General features: G+C 62.2%; 21 protein-coding genes. 19 read left to right on the top strand and 2 right to left on the bottom strand.

The window, feature by feature from the left end; all coding sequences use genetic code 11:
• Positions 1–16: 16 nt before the first annotated feature.
• Positions 17–364 (bottom strand): hypothetical protein, encoded by a 348-nt coding sequence (locus tag LOY36_RS09195; protein ID WP_019581959.1) that lies wholly within the window; start codon positions 362–364, stop codon positions 17–19.
• Positions 365–513: 149 nt separating this feature from the next.
• Between LOY36_RS09195 and LOY36_RS09190 the strand changes: the two genes are divergently transcribed.
• The 16 genes from LOY36_RS09190 to LOY36_RS09115 all read left to right on the top strand — a co-directional run bounded on the left by LOY36_RS09190 (position 514) and on the right by LOY36_RS09115 (position 17,059).
• Positions 514–1,185 (top strand): GntR family transcriptional regulator, encoded by a 672-nt coding sequence (locus LOY36_RS09190; RefSeq protein WP_007935506.1) that lies wholly within the window; start codon positions 514–516, stop codon positions 1,183–1,185.
• Between the two features lie 114 nt (positions 1,186–1,299).
• The gene (locus LOY36_RS09185) at positions 1,300–2,232 is read left to right on the top strand and encodes a 4-hydroxyproline epimerase (RefSeq protein ID WP_258672992.1); all 933 of its coding nucleotides are present in this window, start codon (positions 1,300–1,302) and stop codon (positions 2,230–2,232) included.
• Entirely contained in the window at positions 2,229–3,344 is a 1,116-nt protein-coding gene (locus tag LOY36_RS09180) for an FAD-binding oxidoreductase (RefSeq protein ID WP_258672991.1), read from the top strand. The genes LOY36_RS09185 and LOY36_RS09180 overlap by 4 nt, the downstream gene beginning before the upstream one ends.
• Positions 3,337–3,573: a (2Fe-2S)-binding protein gene (locus tag LOY36_RS09175; protein ID WP_008074690.1), complete on the top strand. Its 237-nt coding sequence runs from the start codon at positions 3,337–3,339 to the stop codon at positions 3,571–3,573. Before LOY36_RS09180 ends, LOY36_RS09175 begins: the two co-directional genes overlap by 8 nt.
• On the top strand, positions 3,570–4,823 hold the full coding sequence (locus tag LOY36_RS09170) for an FAD/NAD(P)-binding oxidoreductase (RefSeq protein ID WP_258674158.1): 1,254 nt from the start codon (positions 3,570–3,572) through the stop codon (positions 4,821–4,823). Before LOY36_RS09175 ends, LOY36_RS09170 begins: the two co-directional genes overlap by 4 nt.
• 71 nt (positions 4,824–4,894) lie before the next feature.
• Positions 4,895–5,644 (top strand): AraC family transcriptional regulator, encoded by a 750-nt coding sequence (locus LOY36_RS09165; protein WP_258672990.1) that lies wholly within the window; start codon positions 4,895–4,897, stop codon positions 5,642–5,644.
• Between the two features lie 451 nt (positions 5,645–6,095).
• Positions 6,096–6,455, top strand: a complete 360-nt coding sequence (locus LOY36_RS09160; RefSeq protein ID WP_019649546.1) for a DUF6124 family protein — start codon at positions 6,096–6,098, stop codon at positions 6,453–6,455.
• A 428-nt stretch (positions 6,456–6,883) separates the two neighbouring features.
• Positions 6,884–7,702: a transporter substrate-binding domain-containing protein gene (locus tag LOY36_RS09155; RefSeq protein WP_019581953.1), complete on the top strand. Its 819-nt coding sequence runs from the start codon at positions 6,884–6,886 to the stop codon at positions 7,700–7,702.
• Between the two features lie 10 nt (positions 7,703–7,712).
• Entirely contained in the window at positions 7,713–9,491 is a 1,779-nt protein-coding gene (locus LOY36_RS09150) for an aconitase family protein (RefSeq protein ID WP_258672989.1), read from the top strand.
• A complete protein-coding gene (locus LOY36_RS09145; protein WP_018928302.1) occupies positions 9,484–10,149 on the top strand; it encodes an amino acid ABC transporter permease in 666 nt (221 codons plus the stop codon). Before LOY36_RS09150 ends, LOY36_RS09145 begins: the two co-directional genes overlap by 8 nt.
• Positions 10,150–10,159: 10 nt before the next feature.
• On the top strand, positions 10,160–10,810 hold the full coding sequence (locus LOY36_RS09140) for an amino acid ABC transporter permease (protein ID WP_064616855.1): 651 nt from the start codon (positions 10,160–10,162) through the stop codon (positions 10,808–10,810).
• A complete protein-coding gene (locus LOY36_RS09135) occupies positions 10,803–11,525 on the top strand; it encodes an amino acid ABC transporter ATP-binding protein (RefSeq protein ID WP_018928304.1) in 723 nt (240 codons plus the stop codon). The genes LOY36_RS09140 and LOY36_RS09135 overlap by 8 nt, the downstream gene beginning before the upstream one ends.
• Before the next feature lie 25 nt (positions 11,526–11,550).
• Positions 11,551–12,579 carry a trans-3-hydroxy-L-proline dehydratase gene (locus LOY36_RS09130; protein ID WP_105347774.1) on the top strand — a complete coding sequence of 343 codons (1,029 nt, stop codon included), beginning with the start codon at positions 11,551–11,553 and terminating at the stop codon, positions 12,577–12,579.
• Positions 12,580–12,887: 308 nt separating this feature from the next.
• The gene (locus tag LOY36_RS09125) at positions 12,888–13,805 is read left to right on the top strand and encodes a dihydrodipicolinate synthase family protein (RefSeq protein WP_018928306.1); all 918 of its coding nucleotides are present in this window, start codon (positions 12,888–12,890) and stop codon (positions 13,803–13,805) included.
• Between the two features lie 71 nt (positions 13,806–13,876).
• Positions 13,877–15,274: a fosfomycin efflux MFS transporter AbaF gene (gene abaF, locus LOY36_RS09120; RefSeq protein ID WP_258672988.1), complete on the top strand. Its 1,398-nt coding sequence runs from the start codon at positions 13,877–13,879 to the stop codon at positions 15,272–15,274.
• Positions 15,275–15,478: 204 nt separating this feature from the next.
• Positions 15,479–17,059, top strand: a complete 1,581-nt coding sequence (locus tag LOY36_RS09115; RefSeq protein WP_258672987.1) for an aldehyde dehydrogenase (NADP(+)) — start codon at positions 15,479–15,481, stop codon at positions 17,057–17,059.
• Positions 17,060–17,254: 195 nt separating this feature from the next.
• Here LOY36_RS09115 and LOY36_RS09110 read toward each other — a convergent pair whose 3' ends face one another.
• On the bottom strand, positions 17,255–18,262 hold the full coding sequence (locus tag LOY36_RS09110; RefSeq protein WP_258672986.1) for an Ldh family oxidoreductase: 1,008 nt from the start codon (positions 18,260–18,262) through the stop codon (positions 17,255–17,257).
• Positions 18,263–18,514: 252 nt separating this feature from the next.
• On the opposite strand from LOY36_RS09110, the gene LOY36_RS09105 reads away from it, so the two are divergent.
• The 3 genes from LOY36_RS09105 to LOY36_RS09095 all read left to right on the top strand — a co-directional run bounded on the left by LOY36_RS09105 (position 18,515) and on the right by LOY36_RS09095 (position 20,028).
• Complete coding sequence (locus LOY36_RS09105; RefSeq protein ID WP_019649553.1) at positions 18,515–18,967, top strand: Ohr family peroxiredoxin; 453 nt, start codon at positions 18,515–18,517, stop codon at positions 18,965–18,967.
• Between the two features lie 197 nt (positions 18,968–19,164).
• Positions 19,165–19,626: a MarR family winged helix-turn-helix transcriptional regulator gene (locus LOY36_RS09100; protein WP_192351466.1), complete on the top strand. Its 462-nt coding sequence runs from the start codon at positions 19,165–19,167 to the stop codon at positions 19,624–19,626.
• A gap of 135 nt (positions 19,627–19,761) precedes the next feature.
• Entirely contained in the window at positions 19,762–20,028 is a 267-nt protein-coding gene (locus LOY36_RS09095) for a DUF4880 domain-containing protein (protein WP_026345856.1), read from the top strand.
• Positions 20,029–20,125: the final 97 nt, after the last annotated feature.

The raw sequence follows: 20,125 nt of genomic DNA, 5'->3' as shown, positions 1-20,125 counted from the left end.
CTGACAGGCATTCGTTTTAAAGCGGGCAGACTGCGATAACTGCACCATCAGTGCTTGGGGTGGTCATCTGCACAGTCCAGCCTGGGGCAAAAACCAAGTCGTGATACTCAACGATGGCACTGATTTCGGAGCAAAGTTTTTTGGCCTCCTCCGGAGAGTGATCTACATCGATGTTGACCGAACGATTCTCGGCTGAGTATTCGCTAGCCTGGGTCAAGTTCATCGTGTCATTCCCATCCAGTATTTTGCTGAGCAGTGAGGCGTTCTCGACGGACTCGTCCATACCGCTGGAATAAGCACATTGAACAGCCACAATCGTCAGTAAAAAAAACAGACCCGCTGCGTATTTGTTTCTCACATCCATGTTCCTTGAAGTCGGGATTGGTCGAGCCTGCACTGCGTGGCGAAGCGATCCGGGGTACAGCATACGTCCTGAGGTTCATACGGCCCAAGGAAGATCAGCGAAAGGATTTCGTATACCCTATCGCTATCTCACTTCAAACGATCGCCGCCGTGAACCTACCCAAACTCAACGCTCCCGACCTTGGCAATACGCCTTCGACCTCGGAAATCATCACCCGTCATCTGCGCGACGCGATCGTCGCCGGGCATTTCGCCGAAGATGAGCCGATTCGCCAGGACGACATTGCCCGCCAGTTCAACGTCAGCAAGATTCCGGTGCGCGAGGCCCTCAAGCGGCTGGAGGCCGAAGGGTTGGTGATGTTCCAGCGCAATCGCGGGGCGATGGTCACGCGGGTTTCCGATGCCGAGCTGGCGCAGATGTTCGAAGTGCGCATGTTGCTGGAAGACAAAATACTGCGCCTGGCCATCCCCAACATGACCGAAGAAACCTTCGCCCGTGCCGAGCGTATCTGTCAGGAATTCATCGGCGAGGACGACGTGGGCCGCTGGGCCGAGCTCAATTGGGAGCTGCATGCCTGCCTCTACGAACCGGCACAACGGCCGTTTCTGGTCAGCCTGATTCGTTCGGTCAACGACAAGCTGGAGCGCTACCTGCGCATGCAAATGAGCCTGTCGGCTGGTAAGGAACGGGCCGATCACGAACACCGTGAGATCCTCGCGGCCTGTCGTGCCGGCGATGTGGAGCTGGCGGTGAAGCTGCTGGACGAACACATTGCCGGGGTCTGCAAGACCCTGTTCGAACACCTGCCCCACGCCCACTGACGGCTCAGGATGCTGTGCCGATTTCGTCATCGGCACAGGATAAATCCATCAAGCCGGCACCCCGCCGCACAGGCCACTCTTGCGTTCACTCATCTGAACGGACGTGGCCCTCCCATGAAACGCATCACCGTGATCGACTCCCACACCGGCGGCGAACCGACCCGCCTGGTGACCGCCGGTTTTCCTGACCTGGGCACCGGCAGCATGGCCGAACGGCGCAAGCGGCTGGCCGACCATCACGATCAATGGCGCGCGGCCTGCGTGCTGGAACCACGAGGCAGCGACGTACTGGTGGGTGCCCTGCTCTGCACACCTGTGGACCCGAGCGCCTGTGCCGGGGTGATTTTCTTCAACAACAGCGGTTACCTGGGCATGTGCGGCCACGGCACCATCGGCCTGGTGGCGTCGTTGGCGCACTTGGGCAAAATCGGCCCCGGCGTGCATCGTATCGAGACGCCGGTGGGGATGGTGCAGGCGACCCTGCACGAAGACCATTCGGTGAGCGTGCGCAATGTGCCGGCCTACCGTTACCGCAAGGCGTTGGTGTTGCAGGTGCCGGGCATCGGCCAGGTGGTCGGCGATATCGCCTGGGGCGGCAACTGGTTTTTCCTGATTGCCGAGCATGGCCTGAGGGTCGCCGGCGACAACCTCGACGCGCTGACCGCTTATACCTACGCCGTGCAGCAAGCGCTGGAAGCCCAGGGCATTCGTGGCGAAGACGGCGGGCTAATCGATCATATCGAGCTGTTCGCCGATGACGATCACGCCGACAGTCGCAACTTTGTCCTATGCCCCGGCAAAGCCTATGACCGCTCACCGTGCGGTACCGGCACCAGTGCCAAACTGGCGTGCCTGGCGGCGGACGACAAGTTGCAACCGGGGCAGATCTGGCGCCAGGCCAGTGTCATCGGCAGCGAGTTCGAAGGCTCTTATGAATGGCAAGGCGAGCGCATCGTGCCGACCATTCGCGGCCGTGCCTTTATCAGCGCCGAAGCCAGTTTGATCATCGAACAGGATGACCCGTTCGCCTGGGGCATTCGCCCATGAGCGAGGGCCTGGTGGCCGATGTGATCGTGATCGGCGCAGGCATCATCGGCGCCGCCTGCGCCCAGGCGCTGGCCCGTCGTGGCTTGCAGGTGCTGGTGCTGGACGCCGGCCTGCACGGTGCGACGGCGGCAGGCATGGGCCACCTGCTGGTGCTCGACGACAACCCGGCCGAACTGGCCCTGAGCCAATATTCCCTGCAACGCTGGCGCGAACTGGCGCCGGACCTGCCCGACGGCTGCGCTTACCGCAACAACGGCACACTGTGGCTGGCGGCCAACGCCGAGGAAATGGCGGTCGCCCACAGCAAATACCTGAACCTGAAAGCCCAAGGCGTGGCGTGCGAATTGATCAGCGCCAGCGCTTTGCGTCAGCGTGAACCGGAACTGCGCGAGGGTCTGGAAGGCGGCTTGTTGATCAATGGCGACGGCATTCTGTATGCGCCGGCGACGGCCCGCTGGATGCTCGACACACCGAACATCCGTCAGCACCGGGCGCGGGTCAGCGCCGTCGATGGTCACCGCGTTTGCCTCGATGACGGCCACTGGTTGCGGGCCGAAGCGGTGGTGTTGGCCAACGGCATTCAGGCCAACGAACTGTGCCCGGAATTGCCCATCGAGCCGAAAAAAGGCCACCTGCTAATTACCGACCGCTACCCCCGCACCGTCACCCACACCTTGGTGGAGCTGGGTTACGTCACCAGCGCGCACAACGCCACCGGCCCATCGACCGCCTGCAATATTCAGCCGCGCCCGACCGGGCAATTGTTCATCGGAGCCTCACGGCAATTCGGCACCACCGACCCGCAGGTCGAAGGCTGGATGCTGGCAAAAATGCTCAAGCGAGCCGCCGAGTACATGCCAGGGCTGGCCCGGCTCAACGGCATCCGCGCCTGGACCGGCTTTCGCGCCGCCAGCCCCGACGGCCTGCCGCTGGTTGGCCAGCACCCACAGCAGCAGGGTTTGTGGCTGGCGGTCGGGCACGAAGGGTTGGGCGTCACTACGGCCCCCGGCACCGCCGATTTGCTGGTGGCGCAGCTGTTCAACGAAACCCCGCCACTGGCCGCGCAACCCTATCTGCCCCAGCGTTTCCTCGGAGAACCCGCCTATGCCTGAATTACTGCTGGACGGCCGCGCCTTGAAGGTGGCCGAGGGCACCAGCGTCGCCGCAGCCTTGGCGCTGGGCAGCGACGGATGCACACGCACTTCGGTCAGTGGCCAACGCCGCGCACCGCTGTGCGGCATGGGCATTTGCCAGGAATGCCGGGTGACCATCGACGGCCGGCGACGCCTGGCCTGCCAGACTCTGTGCCGCGACGGCATGCAGGTGCAAACATGCCCATGAACGAATACGCCGATCTGCTGATCATCGGAGCCGGCCCCGCTGGCATGACCGCTGCTCTTGCCGCCGCCCCCAGTGGCGCACGCATCGTCATGCTCGACGACAATCCGCTGCCGGGCGGGCAAATCTGGCGTGACGGCCCTCAAGCCAATGTGCCCGATCAGGCCCTTCGCCTGCGTGAACGTTTGCAGGCTTGCAGCAACATCCGCCGCCACGCCGGCACTCGGGTGATCGCCAGTCCCGGTCCGAAACAACTGTTGGTCGAAAATGACGATGACGGCTGGCTGATCAGTTATCACCGATTGATTCTGTGCACCGGCGCCCGCGAGTTGCTGCTGCCCTTCCCCGGCTGGACGTTGCCTGGCGTGACCGGGGCCGGTGGCTTGCAGGCGCTGATCAAGGCGGGCCTGCCGGTGCAGGGTGAACGCGTGGTGATCGCCGGCAGCGGTCCGCTGTTACTGGCCAGTGCCGCCACCGCGAAAAAACACGGCGCGCAGGTCCAGCGCATCGCCGAGCAAGCCTCGCGCACCGCCGTCGCCGGTTTCGCCGCACAACTGCCCCGCTGGCCTGGCAAATGGCTGCAATCGTTCAGCCTGTTCGACCGCCATTACCGCACCGCGACGCATGTGCTGGCCGCCCTTGGCACTGACCGGCTGGAAGGTGTGCGCCTGCAACAGCAGGGCAAAATCATCGAACTGGCCTGTGATCGGCTGGCCTGTGGTTTCGGCTTGATCCCGAACATTCAGTTGGGTCAGGCACTGGGTTACGCCATCGAGGGGCAGGCGTTGGCCGTGGATGCCTGGCAGGCCAGTCGCGTCGATCATTATGCCGCGGGTGAATGCACCGGGTTTGGTGGCAGTGAACTGGCGTTGGTCGAAGGTGCCATTGCTGGGCACGCGGCGGTCGGTGACCTTGAAGCGGCACGCCAGTTGTGGCCACGCCGGGCACGCTGGCAGGGTTTCGCCAAGGCACTGAATCAGGCCTTCGCCCTCGACCCGCAACTCAAGTCCCTGGCCCGCCCCGACACCCTGGTCTGCCGCTGCGAAGACGTGCCCTACGGCGCATTGACCGGGCACACCGACTGGCGCGAAGCCAAGCTGGCCAGTCGCTGCGGCATGGGCGCCTGTCAGGGCCGGGTGTGTGGCGGCGCGGCGCAGCACCTGTTTGGCTGGCAACCCTCGGCGCCCCGCCCGCCCTTCAGCCCGGCCCGAATCGAGAGCTTGATGTGCCTGGACGACACCCCGCCAACCTGATTCCCCCTCGGGGGTTTCAGCCGCGCTGTCGAGCCTCTATGATCCCGGGGTCGCCCTCAGACCCCAGCGCCATGTACCCCTCGCTCAGCACTTTTAGACCCTGCGACCTGCCCACGCTGTTGAACAGCCTGCAGCCGATTGCGCCGCTGCTCGACACCCTGGCGGACGTGGTGTTTTTCATCAAGGACCGCGAAGCCCGCTACGCCTTCGTCAACCAGACCCTGGCCCGGCGTTGCGGTTTCAAACATCGCGAGGATCTGCTGGGGCTCACCGCCGAGATGGTCTTCCCGGAACGCTTCGGCCCGCTGTACACCGAACAGGATCGGCGGGTGCTGTCCAGCGGCCGCGAACTGGCTGACCAACTGGAGCTGCACCTGTATTACGGCAACCAGCCGATCTGGTGCCTGACCCACAAACTCGCCTTGAAGGATGAACAGGGTCACATCGTGGGCCTGGCCGGGATCTCCCGCGACCTGCAATCGCCACAGTCCAATCACCCCGCATTCCAGAAACTCGCCGCGGTGGATGCGCACATCCGCAGCCACTTCGCCCGCCCCGTCAGCCTCGCTGAATTGACCGCAATCGCCGGTTATTCCGTGGCGCAACTGGAGCGTCACTGCAAACGGGTGTTCCAGCTCACCCCACGGCAGATGATCAACAAGGCGCGCCTGGAAGAAGGTTCTCGGCTGTTGCTGCACAGCGACCTGCCGATCACCGAGATCGCCCTGCGCTGCGGTTACACCGATCACAGTGCGTTTAGCCGGCAGTTTCGTGCGTTGACCGGTCTGTCACCGAGTCAGTATCGCGATACTCAGCGTTAGGCCAGCAGGAAAGATCAAAAGATCGCAGCCTTCGGCAGCTCCTACAGAGGAATGGTGAACCCCGGTAGGAGCTGCCGAAGGCTGCGATCTTTTTGATCTTAAACGGTGATGTTTAAACGACACTTCCAGATACTCACCCAGGCTACACATCCTTGCGCCTCTGCCTACGACTACGCCAGAATCCGCCGGCTTGTGCGCCTTGATGCCGGGCTCTATCGTTTCCGGGTCGCTGATGAATCAGCGATCGGATTTGACCGTCCGAATAAATCAAGGCGCGCCAGCGTCCAAGACCTTTTCAGGCATTGCCTGATATATCGTGTCGCGGTGGCTGTGCGTGGGACACCTTCGGTGTGCCGGATTCCTTGATGTCCGGTCGGTCAACCCGCGTACAGCTGCCACCTTGTTCGTTTGACCGCGAACGGCGGTAGCTCCACTCATCAAGGAGCTTCACATGTTCAAACCAACGCCAAATCCACCGGAAACCGACGACGTTTCCCCCTACGAATCTCTCGATTCCAAAAAACTCCACGCAGCCGCCGACCGCGCCCTAGATCACTACCTCAAACCGCCCACCCCCAAAGACACCAAGCGCAAACCCAGCACCATTTACCATGTGGGTGCGAAGGTCGATAACGAAACCCTGCTGGTCAACGCCTGCGAATCCCTGGCGTCAGCCAGCATGATGCTCACTGAGTTCGCCGGGTTGATGGACATGCCCCATCGCAACATGATGTTGGGGATTCAATCGGTGGTCATGCTCGGGGAGCTGGCGGTGAACCGCGTGCTGGATAACCTCGATCCACAAGGCTAGCGAGAATCTGTGGCAAAGGGGCTTGTTGTGGCGAGGGGGCTTGCCCCCGTTCGGCTGCGAAGCAGTCGTCAATCCGGTGTATGCGATTTCTCTGATACACCGCGGTTGCAGGTTTTGGGGTCGCTTCGCAACCCAACGGGGGCAAGCCCCCTCGCCACATGAAGTGTGTCAGAGCACGGATTGATCACAGGGCGCCGATGTTCCCTAAAGGGGCGCCCCGCACAACCATTGCTCCCATCTGTAACACCCGCCATCGCGGACCTCGCCCCTCACTACATCCCTCTGACGCACCGCAACACCTCTACTCCAAGGCCTGCCAACAAATTCACGCCTCGGCCTGGAAACGGGCACGTTGATTGCTATATTTAATATCGTATACGAAATCCCCAATACGATATCCAACAGCACTTCACATCAACGAGGCCTCTATGAAAAACCCCGCATTTGCCGTAGCCCTCAGCGCTGTTCTCAGTACCTCCTTTATTGCCACCGCCCAGGCCGACAAGCTCGATGACATCATCGGTTCGGGCAAGCTGCGCTGCGCCGTGACCCTGGACTTCCCGCCCATGGGTTTTCGCGATGCCGGTAACAACCCGGCCGGTTTCGACGTGGACTACTGCCGTGACCTGGCGAAAATCCTCGGGGTCGAGGCCGAAGTGGTCGAGACGCCGTTCCCGGACCGTATTCCGGCGCTGGTCTCCGGGCGGGCCGATGTGATCGTCGCCTCCACTTCCGACACCCTCGAACGGGCCAAGACCGTCGGCCTCACGGTGCCTTACTTCGCCTTCCAGATGGTGGTGCTGACCCGCGACGACACCGGCATCAACAGCTTCGATGACCTCAAGGGCAAACCTGTGGGCAACACCAGCGGCACCTATGAGGCCATCGCGCTGGAGAAAGACGTGAAGAACTGGGGCACTGGCACCTTCCGCGCCTATCAGTCGCAGAACGACACCCTGCTGGCGGTTGCCCAAGGCCATATCGACGCCACCGTGGTCACCAACACCGTGGCCGCCGCCACCCTCAAATCGGGCAAATACAAAAACCTGAAAGTCGCCGGTAACGCGCCGTACGTGATCGACTACGTCTCCCTCGGCGCCAAGCGTAACGAGTATGGCCTGCTCAACTACCTCAACCTGTTCGTCAACCAGCAGGTGCGCACCGGTCGTTACAAAGAGTTGTTCGTCAAATGGGTCGGCACTGAAATCCCGCCGACCAACCTGACCGTGCCACAGGTCTACTACTGAGGTGTCCGGCATGCCTAGGCCCACTTCTCTGACCGGCCGCAGCCTGGTCGCGGGCGCCGCCGAGGGCGCCCTGCTGTTCGCCGATATCGGGTTGAGTTTCTGGGGCGGGGTCGATCCGTTCAGCGGCGAGATCATTGACCGTCACCACCCGCTCAGCGGCGAACACCTGGCCGGCCGCGTGCTGGCCATTCCCAGCGGTCGCGGCTCGTGCACCGGCAGCAGCGTGTTGATGGAACTGATCAGCAACGGCCACGCACCGGCAGCACTGGTGCTGGCCGAACCCGATGAGATCCTGACCTTGGGCGTGCTGGTGGCGCAGACGATTTTCGAGCGTTCCCTGCCAGTGCTGTGCATCGGCCGGGAGGCCTTCGCCGCGTTGCGCGGCAAGGCCTTCGCTCGGGTCGACGGCGCCTCGGTAAGCGTGTTCGAACACCTGCCGGGCGATGCCTGGCAGGCACTCGACAGCACATTGCAAACGCAAGACCCAAGCGCCCCGATCGAACTCACCGAACACGATCGGGCGCTGCTCGACGGCCAGCATGGCAAGGCTGCACAAGTGGCCATGCAGATTGTTCTGCGCATGGCCGAGCTGCAAGGTGCCCGCCGCCTGGTGGATGTCACCCAGGCGCACATCGACGGCTGCATCTACACCGGACCTGCGAGCCTGCGCTTTGCCGAACAACTGGTGCAATGGGGCGCCAAAGTGCGGGTGCCCACCACCCTCAATTCAATTTCCGTGGACCAGCGTCGCTGGCGCGAATTGGGTATTGACCCGGCGCTCGGCGAACCGGCCAGTGCCTTGGGCGATGCCTATATGGCGATGGGCGCGCAACTCAGTTTCACCTGCGCGCCCTACCTGCTCGACAGCGCACCCAAGGCGGGCGAGCAGATCGTCTGGGCCGAATCCAACGCGGTGGTCTACGCCAACAGCGTGCTGGGGGCACGCACCCTGAAGTACCCGGACTATCTGGATATCTGCATCGCCCTGACCGGCCGCGCCCCGTTGATCGGCTGCCACCTGGACGCACAACGCAAGGCCCGACTGCAGGTCGAGGTGCCCACCCTGGGTGAACTGGATGATGCCTTCTACCCGCTGCTCGGTTACCACATCGGCGCGCTGGCGGGCAGCCGGATTCCACTGGTGTACGGGCTGGAAAACCGCAAGCCGAGCCTGGACGACCTCAAGGCGTTCGGCGCAGCGTTTGCCACCACGTCCGCCGCCCCCTTGTTCCATATCGCCGGGATCACCCCGGAGGCCATCGACCCGGCGCAGGTGCTGGCGGGAGATGTAGCCCTACCCGTGGAAACAATCCGCCTGAAGGATCTATTGGTCAGTTGGCGCGAACTCAACAGTGCCCGCGACAGCCGGGTAGATGTGGTCTCGCTGGGCAACCCGCATTTCTCCCTCAGCGAGTTCGCTCACCTGGCGCGACTGTGCCTCGGTCGGCACAAACACCCCGACGTGGTCCTCGCCATTACTTGCGGCCGCGCCGTGCTGGAGCAGGCTCGCGAAGCCGGGCATATCGCCGTGATCGAAGCCTTCGGCGCGACCCTGGTCACCGATACTTGCTGGTGCATGCTCGGCGAACCGGTGATCCCGCCGGGTGCAAAAACCTTGATGACCAACTCGGGCAAATACGCCCATTACGCACCCGGCCTGGTGGGCCGCAAGGTGCATTTCGCCAGCCTGGCTGAATGTGTCGATACCGCTTGCAGTGCCACGGCCAGCGGTCGTCTGCCGGCCTGGCTGCAAACCGCCGCCCCTCTGGAGACTCTCGCGCATGTTTGATTACACCTTCCAATGGCGCGCCACCCTGCGCGCCCTGCCGGACATGCTCGCTGGCGCCTGGGTCACCTTCGAGACCGCCGCGCTGTCGATGATCTTCGGCGTGCTGATCGCCCTGGCCCTGACGGTGATGCGCGAAAGCAAAACCCCGCTGCTGCGTGGTATCGGCAACGGCTGGGTATCGATCGCGCGCAACACCCCGTCGCTGTTCCAGATCTACGTCCTCTACTTCGGCCTCGGCTCGTTGGGCCTGCATGTCAGCTCGTGGTTCGCGCTGCTGGCCGGGATCACCTTCAACAATGCCGGGTATCTGGCGGAGAACTTTCGCGGCGGCCTCAAGGCCGTACCCGACACGCAAGTGCGCGCCGCGCGTTCGCTGGGCATGAGTGCCTTCCAGGCCTACCGCATGATCATCGTCCCGCAGCTGCTGCGGATCGTCTTCTACCCGCTGACCAATCAGATGGTCTGGGCGGTGCTGATGACGTCGCTGGGGGTGATCGTCGGGCTGAACAATGACCTGACCGGGGTGACCCAGGACTACAACGTCAAAACGTTCCGCACCTTCGAATACTTCGCTATCGCCGCCGCGCTGTATTACCTGATTGCCAAGGCGATCGTCGCGTCAGCCCGGCTGATGGCCTGGCGGTTGTTCCGTTACTGAGGGCTTGACCATGTTTTCCACCAGTTTTTCCTGGAATGACCTGCTGTTCCTGCTCGACGGCGCCTGGGTCACCCTGCAACTGACGTTCTGGTCGATCATCCTCGGCTCCTTCGCCGGGCTGTTGTTTGGCCTGCTGCGAGCGCTGTTGCCCCGCGCCAGCCTGCCCCTGGCCTGGGTGCTGGACGTGTTTCGCAGCGTGCCGCTGTTGATCCAGTTCGTGCTGTTCAACTCGCTCAAAAGCATCGTCGGCTTGAACATCAGTGCCTTCAGCGTCGGCTGCATTGTGCTGGGGGTCTACACCGCCGCGTACTTCACCGAGATCGTGCGCAGCGGCGTGCTGTCGGTGCCGTTCACCCTGCGGCGGGCCAGTCGTTCGCTGGGCCTGAGTTTTTTGCAGGACCTGCGCTGGATCGTCCTGCCAATGGCCACCCGCGTGGCCTTCCCCGGCTGGCTGAACCTGGTGCTCGGGGTGATGAAAGACACCGCGCTGGTGATGTGGATCGGCATCGTCGAACTGCTGCGCGCCTCGCAAACCATCGTCACCCGCATTCAGGAACCGTTGCTGGTGCTGTGCGTCGCGGGCCTTATCTATTACGTCATGAGCCTGGTGGTTGCACGCCTGGGCGCTCGTCTGGAAAGAAGGTGGCAAGAAAATGATTGAGATCGACAACGTACATAAATCCTTCGGCGATCTGGCCGTGGTCAAGGGTGTCAGCCTGACGGTGGACAAGGGCGAAGTGGTGTCGATCATCGGCGGCTCGGGCTCCGGCAAATCGACCCTGCTGATGTGCATCAACGGCCTGGAACCGATCCAGAAAGGCAACATCCGCGTCGACGGCGTCGAGGTTCATCACAGCGCCACCGACCTCAACCGCCTGCGGCAGAAAATCGGCATCGTGTTCCAGCAATGGAATGCCTTCCCGCACCTGACCGTGCTGGAAAACGTGATGCTGGCGCCGCGCAAGGTCTTGGGCAAAAGCAAGGCCGACGCCGAGGCGCTGGCGGTGCAGCAACTGACCCACGTGGGCCTTGGCGACAAGCTCAAGACCTTCCCCGGCAAGTTGTCCGGAGGCCAGCAGCAACGCATGGCCATCGCCCGCGCCCTGGCCATGTCACCGGACTACATGCTGTTCGACGAAGCCACCTCGGCCCTCGACCCGCAACTGGTCGGCGAGGTGCTGGACACCATGCGCATGCTCGCCGAAGACGGCATGACCATGGTGCTGGTGACCCACGAAATCCGCTTTGCCCGCGATGTGTCCGACCGTGTGGCGTTCTTTCGCAATGGCCTGGTGCACGAGATCGGCTCGCCGGATCAGGTGATTGGCAATCCGATACATGCGGAAACGGCGGCGTTTCTCAAATCAGTGAAATAACGACCGGCGATAAAAGGAGTCAGCCATGCGCTCATCGAAAGTCATTCATGTGGTCAGTTGCCACGCCGAAGGCGAAGTCGGCGATGTGATCGTCGGCGGTGTCGCCCCACCGCCCGGCGCCACCGTGTGGGAGCAATCGCGCTGGATCGCCAAGGATGAAACCCTGCGCAATTTCGTCCTCAACGAACCCCGTGGTGGCGTGTTCCGCCACGTCAACCTGCTGGTGCCGGCCAAGGACCCTCGGGCGCAAATGGCCTGGATCATCATGGAACCGGCCGACACGCCACCGATGTCCGGCTCCAACTCGCTGTGCGTCGCCACGGTGCTGCTCGACAGCGGCATCCTGCCGATGACCGAACCGCAAACCCGGCTGGTGCTCGAAGCGCCCGGTGGCTTGATCGAGGCCGTGGCCGACTGCCGTGACGGCAAGGTCGAACGGGTGGAAATCAAGAACGTGCCCTCCTTCGCTGATCGCCTCGACGCCTGGATCGAAGTCGAAGGCCTCGGCTCGTTGCAGGTCGACACTGCGTACGGCGGCGACAGTTTTGTCATCGCCGACGCCAAACGCCTGGGCTTTGCCATCCGCCCTGACGAGGCCGCTGAACTGGTCGAGGTCGGGTTGAAAATCACTCGCGCAGCCAACGAACAGCTGGGCTTCGTCCATCCGCTGAACCCCGAGTGGTCGCATATTTCCTTCTGCCAGATTGCCGCGCCCATCGTCGTTGAAAACGGCATCGCCACCGGGGCCAACGCAGTGGTAATTCAACCCGGCAAGATCGACCGCTCCCCCACCGGCACTGGTTGTTCGGCGCGTATGGCAGTGTTGCAGGCCAAGGGATTGATGCAGGTGGGCGAGCGCTTTATCGGCCGTTCGATCCTCGGTTCCGAATTCCATTGCCGCATCGATTCGATGACCGAAGTGGCCGGCCGCCCGGCGATCTACCCGTGCATTTCCGGCCGGGCCTGGATCACCGGCACCCACCAATTGCTGCTCGACCCCAGCGATCCCTGGCCACAGGGCTATCGCCTGTCAGACACCTGGCCCGGTGCCTGACACTGAACCGGAGCTTGTGTGGAGAGGAGAGTTTTTGTGGCTAAGCAGCTTTTGTGGCGAGGGAGCTTGCTCCCGCTGGGTTGCGCAGCAGCCCCAATGCTGTAATCGCGGTTTGTCTGAAACAATCGGTGGTCTGGTTTCACGACTGCTGCGCAGCCGAACGGGAGCAAGCTCCCTCGCCACAAAAGCTCCCTCGCCACAGGAATTTCACCAGTAGCAAAAAACCCTGATTGATTGAAAAAACCACTGGCCGAGTATCGGCATTTAAAATATCGTATACGAAATACAAAAACGAACCGGAGGCAACAATGAGCAAGCGCATTAACTGGAGTGGCGTCTTCCCCGCGGTGACCACTCAATTCAACGATGACTTCTCCATCAACCTGGAAAAAACCCACCAGGTGATTTCCAACGTGATCCGTGACGGCGTATCGGGCCTGGTGGTGTGTGGTTCGGTGGGGGAAAACACCTCATTGACCGCCGAAGAAAAAATCGCCGTGACCGAAGTTGCGGTCGACGCTTCCCGCGGCCGCGTGCCGGTGATTTGCGGTGTGGCCGAGTTCACCAGTGTGCAAGCGGCCAAGGTGGCCAACGCGGTGCGCAGGGTCGGTGTCGACGGCGTGATGCTGATGCCGGCGCTGGTCTACGGTTCCAAGCCGTTCGAGACCGCCGAGCATTACCGCTACGTGGCGAAGAACGCCGACGTACCGTTGATGGTTTACAACAACCCGCCGATCTACAAAAACGACGTCACCCCGGACATCCTGATTTCCCTGGCCGACTGCGACAACGTGGTGTGCTTCAAGGATTCCTCCGGCGATACCCGCCGTTTCATCGACGTGCGCAATGAAGTCGGTGACCGTTTCGTGCTGTTCGCAGGTCTCGATGACGTGGTGCTGGAAAGCATCGCGGTGGGCGCCGAAGGCTGGGTCTCGGGCATGTCGAACGTATTCCCGAAAGAAGGCGAGACCATCTTCCGCCTGGCCAAGGCCGGTCGCTTCGCCGAAGCCATGCCGATCTACGAATGGCTGATGCCGATCCTGCACCTCGATGCCCGTGCCGACCTGGTGCAGTGCATCAAACTCTGCGAAGCCATCGCCGGTCGCGGCAGCGCCCTGACCCGTCCGCCACGCCTGGCACTGCCGCAAGCTGATCGGGAGTTCGTCGAACAGATCATGGCCAAGGCCATGGCCAATCGTCCGGAGTTGCCGGACGTCGGTCTCTGAGTGATTGCCGGGCGGATCCTCGCGGGTCCGGCCCGGCTACCTGTTTTCGCGCCTCTACAGGAAACGTCAGCATGTCCAATCCTCACAGCACCTCCAGCGCAACCACACCCTCGGGACTCAAACGCGTGGTGGCCGCCGCCATGGCCGGCACTGTCGCCGAGTGGTATGAATTCTTTCTCTACGGCACCGCTTCGGCATTGGTCTTCGGCCAGCTGTTCTTCCGTCAGACCGACAGTCCGATCGACGGCATCATCGCCGCCTTCGCCCTGTACGCCGTCGGCTTCCTCGCCCGTCCGTTGGGCGGTCTGGTGTTCGGTCACTACGGTGACAAATTCGGCCGCAAGCGCCTGCTGCAACTGAGCCTGGTTGTGGTCGGCATCACCACGTTCCTGATGGGTTGCCTGCCCGGCTTCGACAGCATCGGCTATGCCGCGCCAGTGTTATTGGTGCTGCTGCGGCTGATTCAGGGCTTTGCCTTCGGGGGTGAATGGGGTGGCGCGATTCTGCTGGTGTCCGAGCACTGCCCGGACAATCGACGAGGCTTCTGGGCCAGTTGGCCGCAAGCCGGGGTGCCGGCCGGCAATCTGGTGGCGACCGTCGCCCTGCTGCTGTTGTCGTCAAACCTGTCGGAACAACAATTCCTCGCCTGGGGCTGGCGCGTGGCGTTCTGGTTCTCGGCGGTGGTGGTGCTGATCGGCTACTGGATTCGCACCAGCGTCGATGACGCGCCGATTTTCAAGGAGGCCCAGGCCCGGCAAGCGCAGACCAAGCAGCAACAACTGGGCGTGGTAGAAGTGCTGCGTCATCACTGGCGCTCGGTGCTGGTGGGGATCGGCGCGCGGTTTGCCGAGAACATCCTCTATTACACGGTGGTCACCTTTTCGATCACCTACCTGAAACTGGTGGTGCACAAGGACACTTCGGAAATTCTTTTGCTGATGTTCGGCGCGCACCTGCTGCACTTTTTCCTGATCCCGTTGATGGGCTATCTGTCGGATATCGTGGGGCGCAAACCGGTGTACCTGATCGGCGCGGTGCTCACTGCGTTCTGGGGCTTCATCGGCTTCCCGATGATGGACACCGGCAACAATTGGCTGATCATCAGCGCCATCACCCTGGGCCTGGCCATCGAGTCGATGACCTATGCGCCCTACTCGGCGCTGATGGCCGAAATGTTCCCGACCCATGTGCGCTACACCGCCCTTTCGCTGTGCTACCAGGTGGCGCCGATCTTCGCCGGATCCCTCGCGCCGCTGATCGCCATCACCCTGCTCAACAAGTACCACAGCTCGACACCGATCGCCTGGTACCTGGTGGGCGCCGCGCTGATCTCCATCGTGGCCGTCGGCCTGACCCGGGAAACCCGTGGCAAGTCGTTGCACCAGGTGGATGCCGAATCCGCTGCGCGCATTGCTGCTCTGGACAACACCGTGCCGGCCGCTGCGCGCCGGGGTGATTCGCTGGCTTGAACCTGACACACCCCACACCCTGTGGCGAGGGAGCTTGCTCCCGCTCGAGTGCGCAGCACTCGCAAAAGAGGCAACGGTTGCCACTATTTTGGGGCCGCTACGCAGCCCAACGCGAGCAAGCTCGCTCGCCACAAGACAGCGCACGACTCAGCACCTTGATTGACCTGCAAGGGTTCTGCCTCACCTTTTTCGACAGGAGTTTTTATGCCCGAGATCATCGGCCACAACTACATCGGCGGTGCCCGCAGCGCCGCTGGCAACATCGCGATGCAGAGCCATGACGCCAGCACCGGCGCAGCGCTGCCCTATTCGTTCATGCAAGCCACCGTCGAGGAAGTGCACGCCGCAGCCCAAGCCGCCGCTGCCGCTTACCCGACCTTTCGCAATCTGCCGGCGACGCGCCGTGCAGAATTTCTCGAGGCCATCGCCGCGCAACTGGATGCCCTGGATGACGAATTTGTCGCCCTGGTCACTCGCGAAACAGCTTTGCCGACTGGACGAATTCAAGGCGAACGCAGCCGTACCAGCGGCCAGATGCGTCTGTTCGCCCAGGTGCTGCGCCGGGGCGATTTCTATGGGGCGCGCATCGACCGCGCGTTGCCCGAACGTCAGCCTCTGCCACGGGGTGACCTGCGCCAATACCGAATCGGCGTCGGCCCGGTGGCCGTGTTCGGCGCCAGTAACTTCCCGCTGGCCTTTTCCACCGCTGGCGGGGACACCGCCGCCGCCCTGGCCGCCGGTTGCCCGGTGGTGTTCAAGGCCCACAGCGGACACATGGCGACCGCCGAGTGCGTGGCCGACGCAATCATCCGCGCCGCCGAGCAGACCGACATGCCTGAAGGCGTGTTCAACATGATCTACGGCGCGGGCGTCGGTGAAACGCTGGTCAAGCATCCGGCGATCCAGGCCGTTGGTTTCACCGGCTCGCTCAAAGGCGGTCGCGCCCTCTGTGACATGGCCGCCGCACGGCCACAACCGATTCCCGTATTCGCCGAAATGAGCAGCATCAACCCGGTGCTGGTATTGCCTGAAGCCCTGCGCGCACGGGGCGAGAAAATCGCCGGTGAACTGGTGGCGTCGGTGGTTCAGGGGTGCGGTCAGTTCTGTACCAATCCGGGGTTGGTGATCGGTATCCGCTCACCGCAGTTCAGCGCGTTCACCGCGCGGCTCAGCGCCTTGATGGCCGAACAACCGGCGCAAACCATGCTCAACGCCGGCACCCTCGCCAGCTACGAAAAAGGTGTGCAGGCGTTAGTCGACCATCCAGGGATAAGCCATCTGGCAGGCCAGGACCAGCACGGCAATCAAGCCCGGCCGCAACTGTTCAAGGCCGACGTCAGCCTGCTGCTCAAGGGTGATCCGCTGTTGCAGGAAGAAGTGTTCGGCCCGACCACCCTCGTCGTCGAAGTGGCCGACAAGGCGCAGCTGCAACAGGCACTGCACAGCCTGCACGGGCAACTCACCACCACCCTGATCGGCGAACCACAGGATCTGCACGAACACGCCGACCTGCTGGTGCTGCTGGAACAAAAGGCCGGCCGGGTGCTGTTCAATGGCTACCCGACCGGCGTTGAAGTGTGCGATGCGATGGTGCATGGCGGTCCTTACCCTGCGACCTCCGACGCCCGCGGCACGTCGGTCGGCAGCCTGGCCATCGAGCGTTTCCTGCGCCCGGTGTGCTACCAGAACTGCCCGGATGCCTTGCTGCCCGACGCCCTGAAAAACGCCAACCCGCTGGGCATTGCCCGCCTGGTTGATGGCGCCAGCCACCGCGAACCGGTCTGACAACACAACGCTCCTGTGTGGCGAGGGGGCTTACCCCCGTTCGGCTGCGTAGCAGTCGTAAAAACATTACATGCGGTGTACCTGACACAGCGCGATTGCTGGTTTTGGGGCCGCTTCGCAACCCAACGGGGGCAAGCCCCCTCACCACACAAGCCCCCTCGCCACACAGGCTCGCTTCCACAGGAGTTCGGATTATCAAGTCAGCAGCGCTTTCAGATCGTTGTACAGCGCCTCGGGAATCTGCACGCCCTCCACCAAACTGTGCGCCCGCGCCGTATAACGCCGCTGCGACGGCAAGCGCGCGCCCTGCCCTTCAATTCCTTGAAACAACACCTCGGCCCGGGCCAAGTGCTCTTCAGTGGCCGCTCCCAGAAAACGCCGCGGATCCAGCGCGATGATCAACTCGCCATGGTACGGCGACGACTTGCTGCCCGCGTCGTAAGCCAGCGACTCTGCACTGGTCAGGTCACCGATCAACGGCCCGGCAATCAACTCCACCATCGCCGCCAGCGCCGAACCCTTATGCCCACCGAACGTCAGCATCGCGCCGCTATCGAGCACCACGTTGGCATCGGTGCTCGGCCGCCCCTCGGCGTCCACGCCCCAGCCCTCGGGAATCGCCTTGCCGGCACGCCGATGCAACTCGATATCGCCACGGGCAATTGCACTGGTGGCGAAGTCGAACACAAACGGATCCTGCCCCGCACGCGGCCAGCCAAAGGCAATGGGATTGGTGCCGAACACCGGCACCCGTCCCCCGGCCGGCGCTACCCAGGCATGACTCGGATTACACGCCAGCGCCACCAGCCCGGCGGCGGTCAACTGCTCGATCTCCACCCACAGCGCCGAGAAATGCACGCAGCGATTGATCGCCAACGCCGCAACCCCGTTGGCCCGGGTTTTCTCCGCCAGTAGCGGCAAACCTGCCTGGAACGCCAACTGCGAAAAACCACCCCCGGCATCCACCCGCACAATCGACGGCGCCTGGTCGATCACCCGTGGCTCGGCATCCGCCGACACCTTGCCGGCCCGCAGGGAATTCACGCAGCCCAGAATCCGGTACAAACCGTGGGAGGCACAGCCATCGCGCTCGCCGGCGATCACCGTCGCCGCCACCGCTTGCGCATGGGCCAGGTTAAAACCGTTGTGCAGCAAGATCGATTCGGCCAATTCACGGGCTTCGATCAGGGTCAGTCGAATCATGGTCATCTCCTTGGACAGACCGTTCAGACTGGCCAAGTCCAAGGCTCACGGCTTGATCGCTTTAGTTCGGGTTGATGACGAATTCGGCATATCGCTGAAACGGCCGACCGCGTGTTGCCCGGCCACTCGTCGGGCGACGCAACCCGACTGATTGACAGCGATAGGTGCCTGCGCAATTATTATTACATCGCATGCGATACAAACGCATACGACACACAAATCACATCATTCGAAACACTGAGGATCCACCCCATGAGCAAGATCGAAAAAGTCCTGATGACCGGCAAGACTCACACCACCGCCAGCGCCGCTGGCAACACGTCGCGTGGTCATAACGGCAGCCTCGACATTACGCTGTCGTCGCCTGGAAGTGCGAAACCGGCGCACGTGTTCACCGCCATTCAGCCACACCCGACCGCCGAGCAACTGTTCGCCGGTGCATGGTCGGCCTGTTACACCGCCGCCGTCGGGCTGGTGGCCAATGACATGAACGTGGTGCTGCCGTCTGATCTCTCCGTCGACATCGAAGTCGATCTGGGCCAGACCGGTGCGGCCTACTTCCTTCAGGCTCGATTGACGCTCCGCGTGCCGGGGCTGACGCACGACGTTGCGACGACACTGGCGCACACCGCCGATCAGATTTGCCCGTACTCGAAGGCGACGCGCGGCAATATCGACGTTGCCCTGAACGTCCTCACGGTTTGACGCACAGCGATTGCATTTTTTCTCCAAATACATCGCATACGCTTTAAGCGCATGCGAATCACAAACCCATGCGTGCGGCCGGTCAGACGTTGCTGTCAGACCGGCCACCGTCAACAAATCAGAGCTGTTCCGACACAATCGTATACGAGGTATATTTTGCCTTTGCGAGCCTTCTACTTTGGCCAACGAGGAAGCACATGAAACGCACTGACAAGACCGTCCCCGCTGATCTGAAGCTCTCCGACTTCCTGTGTTTTGCGGTCTATTCCACGAACCTGGCCTTCGGCAAGGCCTACAAGCCGATACTCGAGCACTTGGGGCTCACCTATACGCAATACATCACCATCGTTGCGCTATGGGAGGAAGACCACCAAACCGTGGGCAGCCTGGGCGAGAAGCTGTTTCTCGAATCGAACACGCTCACACCGATCCTGAAGAAACTGGAAGCGATGGGCTATCTGCAGAGGCAACGTGATCCCGAGGACGAACGGCAGGTGCGGATCAGCCTGACGAAAAGCGGTCGCCAGCTACGCGAAGACCGCCCCGAGAAGGGCCTTTCCCACGCAACGGGTCTGGAACCGGAAGAGTTCGCACAGTTGCAGAACGCGATCGTGAAACTGCGCAACAACCTCATCAAATCGACGAAAGCCGAAGGATGAGCGGCTGCTTCCCCTGCGCCCTACTGACTCTTCAAGCCCAGGTCGCCAGACCTGGTTTTTACGCTGACCTTTTTTGACATTTTTTTGCCAATCTCACCCGTAGAGTGGCTTGTCTGGCCCTATAGGTAACTGTCAATGAAAGCCCCCAGCCCTTGCGAGATGGACGAAGAAATTCTCACTCAAGCCGCGCATTGGTGCATGCGTTTGCAGGATGATACCTGTACGACCGAAGAGCGTCTGGCCTTCCAGCACTGGATCCAGATCGATCCACGCCATGCATTTGAGTACGCCAAAATGCTTGAGATCTGGGAACTCAGTGATGGATCGCCGAACAATAAAAGCACGTCGAAAAAACTGCTGACCGACACGTCGCCCCTGCATGACGGCGTCCGCAAAATGTAACTTGAGGGCTGCAGCACCCGCACCATCGGCAATCGTTCCCTGATCCCGACAAAATGGGCTTGCCGGTCCCTATCGGCAAGCTCCTGGACATCGACGG

Origin of the sequence: Pseudomonas sp. B21-019 (genome assembly GCF_024749225.1) — a bacterium.
Lineage (GTDB): Bacteria > Pseudomonadota > Gammaproteobacteria > Pseudomonadales > Pseudomonadaceae > Aquipseudomonas.
Note: the sequence above shows the minus strand (reverse complement) of the source record. Positions and strands in the feature narration are given on the sequence as shown.